Genomic DNA, 13,090 nt, shown 5'->3' on the forward strand with positions numbered 1-13,090 from the left:
TGTATCAAACTTTTATACAAATGTAAAACCAATAAAAACCAGTATTTTATGGAAATCCGTAATCAGATAAGATTTGGAAATAATTTTTGAAGATTTTATAAATAGAAAAAAGAGGACAATAAAATTCCTCTTTCAATTCGTTAGTTTTGGGTAGCGCTTATTCTTTATTTAGAATAAAATCTTTAATAATTTTCTCCATATTGGATGGCAAATCAGCATTTTTAATTTCAAAATTGGTTATTTTCATTTCAGTAAACCATTTCGACCAATACGCTCTGATTACTTTTTCTTCGTATGGATTTTTTTTGTCCGGATTTATTCCTAAAACTAAAACTTCGAGATTCGATAAATCATCATTGGCTTTAATAAAACCAAAATCCTGCTCATCAAATTTTTTATCCCAATCTTTTGTATTTAAGCCGTTTTTTCGAATAAGTTCAGGAGTAATATAAGTGGTTCGGTTTCCTTCTTTCATTACAGTAGTCTCATAAAACATATAACCATCAGTCAATATGATAAGAATATTTCTGTATTTGTTTTCAATACATTGATCCTTTACTTTACTGTCAAAAAAACTCCAAATGTCTGATCCTACATATTTATTATCTTTTATGGCCGACTCATAAATTTTGGATGTCTGCGAAGCATAATCTGAATTTATAGAATTTAATAATTCTTTTGAAGCATTATTTTTATCGATACTAATTCTCAAATTCTGTGCAATTGTATTAATTGCGGCATCAAGAGGTTCCGGGTTAAAAAACAATTGCATCTTATCATTGATCTGTCGGATTCTTTTTGATTTTAGATGTTGGGTAAAAGCTTCAGAAACTGATTTTATATAGCCTAAATCCCTTTGGTAATATTCCATAGTGGGGTTCGGATTTTTTTCAAGGCTAATTCGATCCGACAAATCAAGGAGTATACTAATGTTATAATCTTCAGAAACAGTACTTTTTACAGGAACTTCTGTTTCTTCTTTATAAGATTCTTTCTTGCATGAAAAAGTAGAGACGACTAAGAAAAACATCGCCATTATGGTAAAAATATTTTTCATAGCCATTAATTTTTAGAATATACTAAATGTTGAAAATCAGGATCAACCAGGTTTAATTTACTTAAATGTTCTTCTGACGAAAGATCACAACTTTCCAGTAATTCGGTTTTTTCTGTGTAGGGCAGAGCGATTTCTGTATTAATAGCCTGAAACCATCCTTCTTTATATTGATGATGATAATGCAGATATTCTTTTACAGGAAATACAAAACCATCAATTTTAGACTGAAGCTCAGAGATCTTTCCGTTTATGGTAACTATTTGTTGTTTGAAATCATTGACTTTATTTACATAATCTGTTTTTAGTTTTTCTAAATCGATGAGGTTTTCTCTTTTGCCTCTTATAAATGCTCTTATTTTATCGATGTTTTCAAACTCTTTCATCACAAAATCAAAAACAAGTCCCCAAATAATATAGACTACAAATCCGGCGAAAATAATCATCCAAAATTCAGCTTCGCCTAAAGCAATATTTAAGTTGTAAGGTGCAGAATCTGTAGTTTTATTAAACTCATATATTTTCTTTTCGATTTGATAGGCCAATAAAGCATCGAATAAAAAGGTGGTTACAAAAAGAGCAATCATCCTGAAAACATTTTTAACTCCTTTTCCTTTTTGCACCATATGAATGACATAACCTAGTCCCATAAATACAAACGGAATCGTCGTTACCAAAACGCCTTCAAGCCAGCTTGCCTTAAAAGAATTCGTTAATGCATTGGCATCAAAAATGGCAGCAGTTAAACTGTCATTCGCAAACTCTTTGAAAAATGCTGAATAAGATGCTGAAATATAAAACACTAAGACATAAAGCGTTATTGGTAATAATAAGAACAAACCAATATAAAACTGCGCTTTTAAACCTTTACCATCTTCGATGCCGTACTTATCAGGATTGCGTTTTACTTCGATGATTTCGTTTTTAATCTCGTCGATTTCAGTATTAATATCCTGTTCTTTCTTTTCATAAATACCTATGGCAGCTTCAGATTTTTTAAGTTCAGTTCTGTTTTTTTCCTGCTCTTCTTTATAAGGTTGTTTGAGTCGGTCTTGCTCTAACTTTTGTTTTCGGCATTGATCTTCAAAACTCATGTATAAATTTTGCAGACAGGCTTTTAAAACAATAGGTTTTCCGGTTGCTTTTATCGATGCAGCAAAACCGCTTTGATAATAGGTTATTCTGATTTGTTCTCTGTCATCTTCATTCTCGTCTAAAGTTTTGATGTGAGAATCCTCCGTTTTCTTTAAACTAAATAGATGTGCTAGTGGTTTCATAACTTAGGAATTTAATTGACTAATAATTTCTTCTTTCTGAACATTTTTCTGAACGCAATCAATAAGATAACTGGATAAATCATTGATGTTTTCATCCAGAAAATTAAATTTCCTGCAATACTTTTTCAGCATATTTTCTTCGTCATCGGTAATTTTACCATCTGCCCAAATAATTCTTGTAAAATCGTACAGGTATTCGATTTTGATAGTTAAGTTTTCCGGTATAATCAATTCCGTATTTATAGGATTCAGAAAAAGTTTATCGAGTTCCTCTCTCGGAATTCCGCGCTCATCTGCAAAGTGATACAGCATTTGAAGTTCTAAAACATCAAATTGATCATCAGATAATGCCATTTGATATAATCTTAAAAAATGGCTTTTTAGTTCTAGTGTTATCATTGGTTTTGGTTATTTTTAGGTAAATTTTCGCATGCGATTCCGTCATTATCATTGTCCAGATTTTTGTAACAGCTTCTATTACTGTCAAACGTTGACTGAGCTTGTCCCTGTGTTTTAAAATCGCCACAAGTTTTAGTTGGACAATTTGAATTGGATGAATCTGATGAGTCTGAGCAGGAAATAGCGAAACCGATTGTCATTGTTATTAGTATCAGTACCAAGCATCCGTTATTCTTGCCTGAATACGATTTAGATCCGGTTTTGGTAAAATGTGGTTGAACATATGTTCCGTCTTTTTTAAAGTATCCTTTTCTGTATCCCATGATTATAAATGTTTTATTGTAAAGATTAAGAATGCGGTGATTCCTATAAATCCAAATAGTACAAGACAGCCGCTATTTTGATATCGTACTCCTGATATACCAGTTTTTACAGAATAGCCGTTTTTACTAAATGAACCCATCTTTGTTCGTAAACTCGGAGAAATCCCTGATTTACTGATATTAAATCCAAGTCCTCCTCCGAGTTTTATTCTTTTTTGAAATCGAAAGCCCATTAATTTTAGCTTTTATGGCATTCGTTGCAACAATTTTTGCAACCATCTGATTTAGAGTATGTTTTTTTTGCTTCTTCGACTGCAGGTTCACAGCTTGCAAAACTCCCTAAGAATTTCTTACTTATGATGCTTTGAAAATATTGGCATACATCAGTATGAACTTCATGATCTCCACTTGATTGTGCAGTGTTGTTTACATAATAATTTTTCATGATTTTAAGTTTTAATGTTACATTATGATTTTTAACAATTCAAACTTAAACCTATTTGAAATCAGTATTTTACGGAAATCCATAATCACCTTTTTTTAATTTTAAGCCATAAAAAAAGCCCCCGAAGGAGCTTTATAGAATTAATAATATTATAACGAAACTTTAAATAATACCCATATCTTTTGCAATAGAAACGAGATGAACAGTATTGTTTGCTTTAAAAAAATCTTTTAGTTTAGAAAGTCTTTTTTCCATTGCACTTTTGCTGTTGGCTTTGACATCGGAGTTTTTAAAAATCTCTACAATCTCATCCTGCGAAGTACCGTCAGACAAATGTTTTAAGATTTTAATATCGATATCGTCAATCTCGTAATTGTTTTTTTCCTGCAATGCCGAAGCAACTTCAGGAGAAATATATTTTCCTTCAGAGGTCGAAATAAGATGTATTGCTTTTTTTAATTCTTCAATGCTGGTCAAACCTTTTAATACAAAACCATCAATATCAGCATTATCAAAAAGAGATTTTATGCGGTAACTTTTATCTTCTACAGAATACGCTATAATTTTAATATCAGGCTGTAATTCTCTAACTTTTTGAACCAGCTCATCACCACTGGCAATTTTTACTTCCCGATGATCTGTTTTGAATGAGAGATCACTAATTAATAAATCATACGGTTCATTTTTATGAATAGCAGCACGTATTTTTAAAAACGCATCATCACAATATTTTGAATGTTGAAAATCGACAATATTTAAATCTTTTAAAACTTGTTCAATTCCTAAACTGATAGCATCAAGATCTTCGGCTATTATTACTTTTTTAAACATAGGCTTTTATTTAGGCAGCGTTATTTTTACTTTGAAACTTTTTTCCGGTTCAGAGTCAAAAGTAATAGTTCCTTTTATAGATAAAATACGGTTTTCCATACTTTGCAAGCCATTTTTTACAATTTGATCTATTTTACATCCTTTTCCGTTATCTGAATAATTGATTATGATAGTATTTGTGGTACTTTCGAACTTTAAAACCACTACGTGTGCACTACTGTGTTTTTTCATGTTGACCATTAATTCCTGTAATACTCTCTGGATAGTCACTTTTTTAATTTCGTCGATGCTTTCCCAATTTACTTTATCGATGTTGGTAATACTAACATTGGTTTCATTACTATTATAGGTCGAAAGCATTTCCTTTAGATTAGCGGCATAATTTATTCCGGTATCGATACTATTGTTTTCTCTCGAAATTCCGCGAACTCGGGTATAAATATGATTCAGTTTTTGTAATAAATTTTCTTTTACCTCTTCTTTAGTCAAAGATTGCGTTTGTGTATAAGTTATGGCATAAAAAACGTCATTTGCCAGTTCATCATGAATGTCTTTGGCAATTCTGGTTTCGGTATCGTAGGCAGTTTTTATTTTTTCGATCCGATTTCTATTTTGATAAAACTTTCTCAAATACAGTAATAAAAGAAACAATGAAACGATACCAATTATAAAAAATAACCTTTGATATCTTGCTTCCTGCAGCGATAATTCATTCTCCGCTTTTTGTAAACGCAGTTTTTGGTTTTCGTCTTTTTCTTTTTTAGAATCGTATTTAATTTTGGCAAACTTGTTTTTAAAGTTGTTGCGAACCTTTATAATACTATCATTTATAGTAATATACTTTTGAGCATATTGTACATTCTTATTTCCCGAATCATTCGAAATTAAAAATGACAAAGCTTTCAAGCGTTCATCAACACTATTAAATCTTGTAGCGATTTCATAGGCTGATTGTGCATATTGATTCGATTTTTTAGAATCGGTTTTTAAAAAATATTCTGCGAGGTGTAAATTGCTTTCGATGCTTCCGTAAAAATCATCTATTTGTTTTCTTAATTGATAACCTTCGTTCATTAATGAAAGTCCCTTTTCAATCTGTCCCTTTTTAAAATAAGCAAAACCTAGGTTGTCAAATATCCCCGCTTTTTTTTGCAGGTCTTTATCAAGAAGTTTTTTATCAAGTATAGATTCTAAAATTTGAATGGCTTCATCGTATTTTTTTTGATGAATAAAAACAGTTGCAATGTTATTTAAAGGAGATTGTTTTGATACTTCATCGGTACAATCTGCGATAGCTTCGTTGTAATAATAGATCGCATCATTATACAGAGAAAGTTCTTTATCCGCAATTCCAAAGAAGTTATTTATAGCAGCGCTGTATATATCTTTCTTTTTAAGATAAGGCAAAGCTTCTGTTAGTGTTTCTTTACTTCCATAATAATCGCCGTTTATTTGCTGAATAGAGGCCATTTGAATAAGATTGTATACAATATTACTGCTGTCTTTTGTGAACTCAAATGCTATTTTGGATTTGTTAAAGTAGTAAAAAGCACTATTAAAGTTTTTTGATTGAAAGTGGTTTATTCCTTTAGATCTCAAAACACCAGCTTCATTTGAAGTCGATTTAGACTTTATAGAAGGAGTTGTTGTTTCTTTACACGAAACAAAAAAAAGGAATATAATAAATAAAAAAAACGGGGACCGTAACATAAAAGATACTTTCCCCGAATTTACTAATTAATTATAGATATTTACTAGAATTAATTTTTTATTGGTGGTGGTGGAACTGTTATTGGTAGATCTCCAGGACCTTCAGCGTACGCTGGTACTTCGGGTTTAATATTTGCTTTAGTATCTTCGAAATCGTCAGAAGTGCAAGAAATTACAGTCGTTGTCAATAGTGCAAACGCACCCAAAATAAATATTTTTTTCATGATTTTATGAATTAAAAATTGGACATGGGTATTGCTGTCCGGAACTTTTCCGGAGGTTGATTTAATGCAATACCAAATTGTTTTTTTGGGAAGTGAAGTGCGTAGAACTGTAAGAGGTTGATTTATACTTCCCGGATAAATCTTGTCTTACGGTTTTCCGTACTTTTAATTGAACTAGTTTTGTATTTTTGTTTTAATCCGATATCGAATAAGAACTAATTCTGAGGCAAAGTAACAACGGCTTTGAGCCTGAATAGAGAGGGAATTCCGGGAATTCCGATTTAGTTTTTTACAATCCTTAGTATTCCTTTGATGTCCTTGAAATTCCTTGAAATTCCAAAAAAAAAAATATGCCTATGTGTAACAATACTGTAGAAGATTATTATAAAAAAGCTGTTAGAAAAAAATATGAAGAAGTTAAAAATGGGGTGAATTTTAATTTTTTGAATTCTCCTACTAGAGGAAAACTCCGCACTTTGTGTTGGGAGTTATTTGAAACACAAAATATGCGTTCTGATGATTTGATTGTTTTTAATTCTTTACTTGGATTTCCTTTTGATATTAATGCAAAAAATAATTTTAAAAAGCATAGTAATGAATTTAGACCAATTGAAACTTTTTTAAAAGGAGAGACAGAACCATTAAGTATTGAAGTAGTAGATATGGCTGCAATTTTAGTAGGTTTTGAATCACGACCTTTTAATAAATTTAGAATTCACAATTTATACCCCGATCAAATTAAAAGTGATGATGACATAATCTTAGAAAATCAACCAAGAAGACAAAGTGAAAGTTCAGGAGATTTAGGGGGTTTTTTGGATGAAAAGGAAAGAGAAAAAGGAATAGAAAAAGGAAGTTTTACAACGCAGACAGCAAATTTGGATGAAGGAGAAAAAGGAAAAACATTCGGTAATTCTGAAATAACACCTGACATCCCAGAGCAACAGCGATTGAGCTTATTTAAAAAAATTAAAGAAAAAGTTTTACACAATTTTCTAAATAGATTAAAAAATACTGTAATTGCTACTGTATTTGTTTTTGGGTTAATTAGTGCAGTAATCTATTTTGCCTTTTTTAAGAATCATTGTATGCAGTGGTCACAAGATCATTATGAAGTAGTAGATTGTTCTTCAGAAAATGGAAACACAAATGACATTATCCCATTAGATAAAAATCTTCTTGATTTTAAAAAGTTGAATGCTTGTGATACAACTACTTGTTTTAAGAAAAATGGAGAGGCTTTTGTTTGGTATGCCAAAACGTCTAACGGAATAGATTTTTTTAATGATAATGGAAATGGAAGACATCCAGAATGTAAAAAATCGCTGCGACCAGTTAGTCAATATATTTTTAAAAGATATTTAAAAGGTAAATCTTGTGAGTAGTACATAGTAAAGATAATTAGCTATATATGTATCGTTAAAAATAGTTTGTATGATGTTTTTATAAGATAAATACTGCTGTATTTGTTTCGAAAATAATATCCCGTAAATAAATTCTTTAAACTGAAATGAAATTATGTAAATCAAACCGAAAATTATAGAACATGGTTGGAGGACTTTAAAACTAATTTAGCATAAAATAATTTTAAAGAAATCAAACATGAAAACTAAAAGAATATTATTCGGATTATTATTGAGCATCGGTTTATTTGCAGCATCTTGTAGCAGCGATGACAATGATGGGGAAACAATCGTTCCTATCCAAGGTAAATACAATTTAAGCCAAACAGGATCAATTGTTGATGGGAAAGAGGTCTTATTTGATGCTCCACAAAACCAAGCTGGATGCAGTAGAGATTATTTAGATCTAAGATTAAGTAATACAGCAGTTATTGGGGATTATGATGGAAGTGATTGTGCCTTAGTAGAAACTACAGGAACTTACGTAAGATCTCATAATGATTTAACGCTTACTATTGGTGCTTTAAGTTCAACTAGTGATATCATGAATCTTACTAATAAAGAGTTGAAAATTAAAAACAAAACTACTGGTATTATTACTGTTTATACAAGATAATCAATCAGAAGTAAATTTTTTAATTCCTTAAACGGATTAAAAACGAAAACGGAAATGACTTTCTAAAAGTTATTTCCGTTTTTTATTGTTTTAGATTTAAACTTAAACTACCGGGATATAAATATCAAAAGTAGCTCCCTTATTTTTTTCGCCTTTTGCGGTAATCGTTCCGTTGTGGTTTTCTACAATTTTTTTCACGATCGCAAGTCCAATTCCTGTTCCGGTGTATTCGAGTTTTCCGTGTAAACGCTGAAAAACTTCGAATATCTTTTTGCTGTACTGTGGTTCAAAACCAATACCGTTATCAGATATACTAATGTGGCAATAATTTGCTTCTTTAGCCAAAGACTCATTATTTAAATTTTCGCCTTTGGTAAATTCACAGTTTATTTTTATGATAGTAGGAATATCCGGATTGGCAAATTTTAGTGAATTACTAGCCAGATTATACAATAATTGTCTGAACTGAAACGGAATAATACTCGCTTCGCAGGTATTGTCAATTTCTATTATGGCTCCTTTTTGCTCCAGTTCTTCCTTCAGGTCTTCTTTTACCTCATCGATAATTTTAGAAAGATTAATTTTTTCAAATTTTCTTTCCTGAATATTCGTTCTAGAGTAAGAGAGCAGATCATTGATAAGCGTTTGCATGCGCTGTGCTGCATTTTGCATGCGCTGAAATTTATCTTTTCCGGAATCTGATAAATTCTCAGATTCTTTCTCGATAATCTGCGTTGCAAAAGTTTGAATTTTTCGCAGCGGTTCCTGCAAATCATGGCTCGAAATATAAGCAAACGACTGAAGCTCTTTGTTCATTTGCTCCAGCTCTACATTTTTTTGCTCCAGTTCTTTGGTACGTGCTGTAACCTGTTTCTCTAATTCCTGGGTAAAAGCTTTTTCTGTCTGGATATCGGTAAAAGCACCTACCCATTTAATGATTTTATTGTCTTTATTCAAAACGGGTTCACCAATAACAGAATGCCATCTATAGGTTCCGTCTTTTCTTAAAACCCTCACATCGGCTTTGTATATTGTGCCGGTTGTCAGGCTTTTGTTCCATATTCTGGAGTTTTCATCAAAATCGTCAGGATGAATCATGGCTTTCCAAGCTGCTTCGCCGTTAGGAACTACTCCAGTATATTCGAACCATTTGCCTGAGGTAAACAATGCATTGCCTTTATCGTCTGTTTCCCAAATAAGCTGCGGAATACTTTCGGTCAGGGAACGAAATCTTTTTTCGCTTTCTTCTATTTTTTTTCTTGCTTCTACTTTTTCGGTAACATCAATCATGGTGATTTTTATTCCTGAAATAGTATCGTCTAACTCACGTTGAGGTGCAAATTCAAAATCAATATACATTTTATGCTCGATACTATTGATCATGATATAAAATAAAGATTCAGATTCTGAATGTACGTTTCCGGTGCTGTAGACTTCATTTAAAAGTCTGGCATATTTTTGTTTTTTAAGCTCCGGGAATACTTCTAGTATACTTTTACCCTGAACATCACTTTCATTTTTTCTCCATATATTTTTTAACATGGCAGCATTGACCATTTCAATCACCATGTCTTTGCCTTTTAGAATCGCTTTAGGAACAGGAGATTCCATCACTAGTTTACGGAATCTTTTTTCGCTTGCTTCAAGTTCCTGCTGGTGATTTTTTTCGTCGGTAATATCTCTTACAGTTCCTAACAATCTTTCAGGATTGTTTTCTGAATCGTAAAATACTTTTCCTTTGGCTTCGACCCAATGAATCGACTGATCGTCCCATATTACCCTGGCCTCATAATGAATGTTTCCTAAAGAAATTGCTTCTTTAAAGGCTTTTTCGCGAATGTGCAGGTCATCAGGATGAACATGGCTAAGAAGCTGGGCATGCGTTAAATGTTCTGCATCTTTATAACCTGTAACAATTTCCAGATATCGGTTAGAATATTGAAGATCTTTTGCCTTTACATACAATTCCCAGGTACCCAATTCACTCGCTTCGACTATAATATTAAGCCTTTCTTCGTTGAGTTCTGTTTTCTTTCTGGCTTCCACTTTTTCAGTAACTTCAGTTACGGTGACAATAATACCTGAAATTTCTCCATTTTCTTCTTTTAAAGGATGGTATAAGAAATCAAAATAGAAGATTTCCGGATTTCCAAATCTATTTATGGGTACAGGCAATTCGTTTCCGTGATACGCAACACCGGTGGAGTAAACAGTATCCAAAAGTTCGCCAACTGTTCCTCTTACTTCAGGCAAAGAATCGAACAAAGGTTTACCAATAAAGGTACTTTCTTCTCTGCCTACCAATTTTAAATAAGCTTCATTGGCCATTTCTGCTACATGGTTAGGTCCACGCAAAATAGTAATTCCAACAGGAGCTTGTTTCACTGTGTTTCTGAAACGTTTATCGGCCTCCTCAATTTTTCGTCTTGCATTTACCTGCGGTGTATTGTCCAGCACCCAAATAGCAATTTTGGTTACTTTTCCTTCTATATTTTTTAGCGGAGCATAAACAAAAGTCACATAAATTGTTTCTTTTTTTCCGTGTCTGATGAGCGGCATTTCGACCTCATTAGCATAAAACGGATTTCCTTCGGAGATTACTCTTTGCAGCGGAACTTCGTAAGCAGATCGTACCTCGGCAAAAGCATCCCAATAGTTTTTTCCTGCAATTTCCTCATATTTTTTTCCTGCAACTTCAATAAAACTGTCATTTACGATTTCCGTTATTAAAGTTTCTGCATCCAATACGCAAATACCAATGGGAGATTGCGATACCATACTGCGCAAATTCTGTTCGCTTTCCTCTATTTTTTTCTTGGCTAAATTCAGATCAGTCAAATCGACTCCTGTATTCATTACACCATATATATTACCGTTTATGTCATATATTGGAGTTAGGCTGTAATTAAAATAATACGTGCCTAATTTTCCATTAACAGTAAGATCAAGAGGCGTATTTTGGGTATGAAAAGATTTTCCGCTGTTTAAGACTTCACTAATTTGCTCAAAAACCAATTGGTTATCGAGCTCCGGAACGACATCTTTGAATGATTTTCCGATAACATCATTACCTTTTCCCCATATTTTTATAATAGAATCATTGGCCAGTTCAACGATCATTTCCTTTCCGGCATACAATGCAATCGGGAAAGGCGCATTTTCGACCAACTCTCTTACTTTTTGCTCACTTTCTACCACTTTCGAACGCGAAAGTACCTGTGAAGTTACTTCTATAGCAATTCCTACCACTCCTGAAATAGTACCATCAGTTTCTCTCAGGGCTTCGTAAACAAAATTTAAATACGTATCTTCTATTTTACCGTTACGAGGCAGCTTAACCAGCTGTTCGTTGGCAACAAACTTTATACCCGTTTTGTATACATTATTGAGTACATCTTCAAGATATTGATTTCTTGTTTCCGGTAAAGCATCAAAAACGGGTTTATTAAGAATTTCGCTGGCTTCGACTCCCCATAACTGAATCATTTGATCGTTGGCAATTTCTACAACATGATCTTTTCCTCTCATAACGCACATCGCCACAGGAGCCTGCATGATGTTATTTCTAAATCTTAGATTACTTTCTTTTAGCGCTGCAGTTGCCCGCACTTTTTCTGTGGTTTCGATCACCGTAACCAAAAGCCCGCCAACTACGCCATCTTCTTTTTTTATGTGGCTGTACGAGAAATCGAAATAACAATCCTCATCATATCCATTTCGGTCTAATGTTAATTTAAAATCCGGAAAACTCACTGAGCTTCCTTTCATAACATCATGAAACATAGGAGCAAGGATATCCCAAACTTCTGAAAATGTAATTTGAGAACTAATTCCTAAGGCTTTAGGATGTTTGGAACCCAGAATCTGGCTGTAAGTATCGTTGTATATTTGCGTATAATCGTTACCCCATACCACTAACATTCCAAAGGGGTTGTTGAGCATTAGGGCAACAATGGTTTTAAGACTTTGAGGCCAGTTGTCAGGATCGCCTAAAGGTGTTTTACTCCAATCTTTTGAGCGTATCAATTTGCCCATTTCGCCACCATCGGATAGAAAATAATGTTTATGATCTGTAAAGCTCATTCTGGAAACGAATTAGGGTTGGAGGATAAATTGCGCTCTTATAGGTTGCTTAAAATTATTTTCGGATACTGCTGTAAGAGCATTTTCGATTACTTTTTTTAATTTAGAAAATTCGCCCGGTTTACGAATATAATACGTTGCCCCTTTTGCATACATCAGGTCAACAATCTCATTGTCGAGCGAAGTCGAAAAAATAATAACAGGAAGGTTTTTGAGTGCTTCGCTTTCTTTTATTTCTTTCAGGCATTCAGAACCATTTTTGCGGGGCATATTAAGATCCAGAAAAAGCAGGTCCGGTAAATTGTCTCCGGAATGATCTGCTAAAAAATCCATAAGCTGTACGCCATCATTAACAGTCACAAGAGATACGGGAAGCGATAATTCATCCAGTACTTCTTTAAAAAAATCGCAATCATCTTCATCGTCATCTGCCAGCAATAAATTGTAATTCTGTTTAATCATTTTGAGTATTATAAATTTTTTACTTTTTTAGCAATTAAATTCGCCTTTAGATTTCCTAATTGTATCTGTTTTGAATTGATTTTCTCTTTATTAAAGTTGATATTTAATTCAAAATCGATTTGATTCTGCTAAGATAGAACTAATTTTATTACTATTAATCAGTAATATACGGATAAATTTAACGCTTTAGATTCTAATTCAATAATTTGTAATTTGGAGTTATTGTTTTTAAAATTAACGGTTTAGAGTTTTTTAAAGGGTTC

At 32.7% G+C, this 13,090-nt stretch carries 13 protein-coding genes; 2 read left to right on the forward strand and 11 right to left on the reverse strand.

Annotated elements, in window-relative coordinates:
- Nucleotides 1-157: 157 nt before the first annotated feature.
- The 9 genes from GIY83_RS01145 to GIY83_RS01185 form a co-directional block, all read right to left on the reverse strand.
- Nucleotides 158-1,057, reverse strand: coding sequence for a hypothetical protein (locus GIY83_RS01145; protein WP_208684140.1), 900 nt, complete (start codon nucleotides 1,055-1,057; stop codon nucleotides 158-160).
- 5 nt (nucleotides 1,058-1,062) lie between these two features.
- A complete protein-coding gene (locus GIY83_RS01150) occupies nucleotides 1,063-2,331 on the reverse strand; it encodes an ABC transporter permease (protein WP_194618519.1) in 1,269 nt (422 codons plus the stop codon).
- Nucleotides 2,332-2,334: 3 nt separating this feature from the next.
- The gene (locus GIY83_RS01155; RefSeq protein ID WP_194618521.1) at nucleotides 2,335-2,730 is read right to left on the reverse strand and encodes a hypothetical protein; all 396 of its coding nucleotides are present in this window, start codon (nucleotides 2,728-2,730) and stop codon (nucleotides 2,335-2,337) included.
- Nucleotides 2,727-3,053 carry an excalibur calcium-binding domain-containing protein gene (locus GIY83_RS24810; RefSeq protein ID WP_229029181.1) on the reverse strand — a complete coding sequence of 109 codons (327 nt, stop codon included), beginning with the start codon at nucleotides 3,051-3,053 and terminating at the stop codon, nucleotides 2,727-2,729. Before GIY83_RS24810 ends, GIY83_RS01155 begins: the two co-directional genes overlap by 4 nt.
- A gap of 2 nt (nucleotides 3,054-3,055) precedes the next feature.
- Nucleotides 3,056-3,286 (reverse strand): DUF4236 domain-containing protein, encoded by a 231-nt coding sequence (locus GIY83_RS25125; protein ID WP_194618523.1) that lies wholly within the window; start codon nucleotides 3,284-3,286, stop codon nucleotides 3,056-3,058.
- A gap of 5 nt (nucleotides 3,287-3,291) precedes the next feature.
- Nucleotides 3,292-3,498: a hypothetical protein gene (locus GIY83_RS01170; RefSeq protein WP_194618525.1), complete on the reverse strand. Its 207-nt coding sequence runs from the start codon at nucleotides 3,496-3,498 to the stop codon at nucleotides 3,292-3,294.
- A gap of 162 nt (nucleotides 3,499-3,660) precedes the next feature.
- Nucleotides 3,661-4,329: a response regulator gene (locus tag GIY83_RS01175; RefSeq protein WP_208684142.1), complete on the reverse strand. Its 669-nt coding sequence runs from the start codon at nucleotides 4,327-4,329 to the stop codon at nucleotides 3,661-3,663.
- A 6-nt stretch (nucleotides 4,330-4,335) separates the two neighbouring features.
- Nucleotides 4,336-5,928, reverse strand: coding sequence for an ATP-binding protein (locus GIY83_RS01180; protein ID WP_347349840.1), 1,593 nt, complete (start codon nucleotides 5,926-5,928; stop codon nucleotides 4,336-4,338).
- Nucleotides 5,929-6,089: 161 nt separating this feature from the next.
- Nucleotides 6,090-6,263: a hypothetical protein gene (locus tag GIY83_RS01185; RefSeq protein WP_194618531.1), complete on the reverse strand. Its 174-nt coding sequence runs from the start codon at nucleotides 6,261-6,263 to the stop codon at nucleotides 6,090-6,092.
- 356 nt (nucleotides 6,264-6,619) lie between these two features.
- On the opposite strand from GIY83_RS01185, the gene GIY83_RS01190 reads away from it, so the two are divergent.
- Nucleotides 6,620-7,648, forward strand: coding sequence for a hypothetical protein (locus tag GIY83_RS01190; protein WP_194618534.1), 1,029 nt, complete (start codon nucleotides 6,620-6,622; stop codon nucleotides 7,646-7,648).
- Between the two features lie 217 nt (nucleotides 7,649-7,865).
- Nucleotides 7,866-8,282: a lipocalin family protein gene (locus GIY83_RS01195; protein WP_194618536.1), complete on the forward strand. Its 417-nt coding sequence runs from the start codon at nucleotides 7,866-7,868 to the stop codon at nucleotides 8,280-8,282.
- A 102-nt stretch (nucleotides 8,283-8,384) separates the two neighbouring features.
- Here the strand turns inward: GIY83_RS01195 and GIY83_RS01200 are convergent, their stop codons facing one another.
- Complete coding sequence (locus tag GIY83_RS01200) at nucleotides 8,385-12,365, reverse strand: PAS domain S-box protein (RefSeq protein ID WP_194618538.1); 3,981 nt, start codon at nucleotides 12,363-12,365, stop codon at nucleotides 8,385-8,387.
- A 12-nt stretch (nucleotides 12,366-12,377) separates the two neighbouring features.
- Nucleotides 12,378-12,827 carry a response regulator gene (locus GIY83_RS01205; protein WP_194618540.1) on the reverse strand — a complete coding sequence of 150 codons (450 nt, stop codon included), beginning with the start codon at nucleotides 12,825-12,827 and terminating at the stop codon, nucleotides 12,378-12,380.
- Between the last annotated feature and the right edge of the window lie 263 nt (nucleotides 12,828-13,090).

Source organism: Flavobacterium sp. SLB02 (assembly GCF_009664855.1).
Classification (GTDB): Bacteria; Bacteroidota; Bacteroidia; order Flavobacteriales; family Flavobacteriaceae; genus Flavobacterium.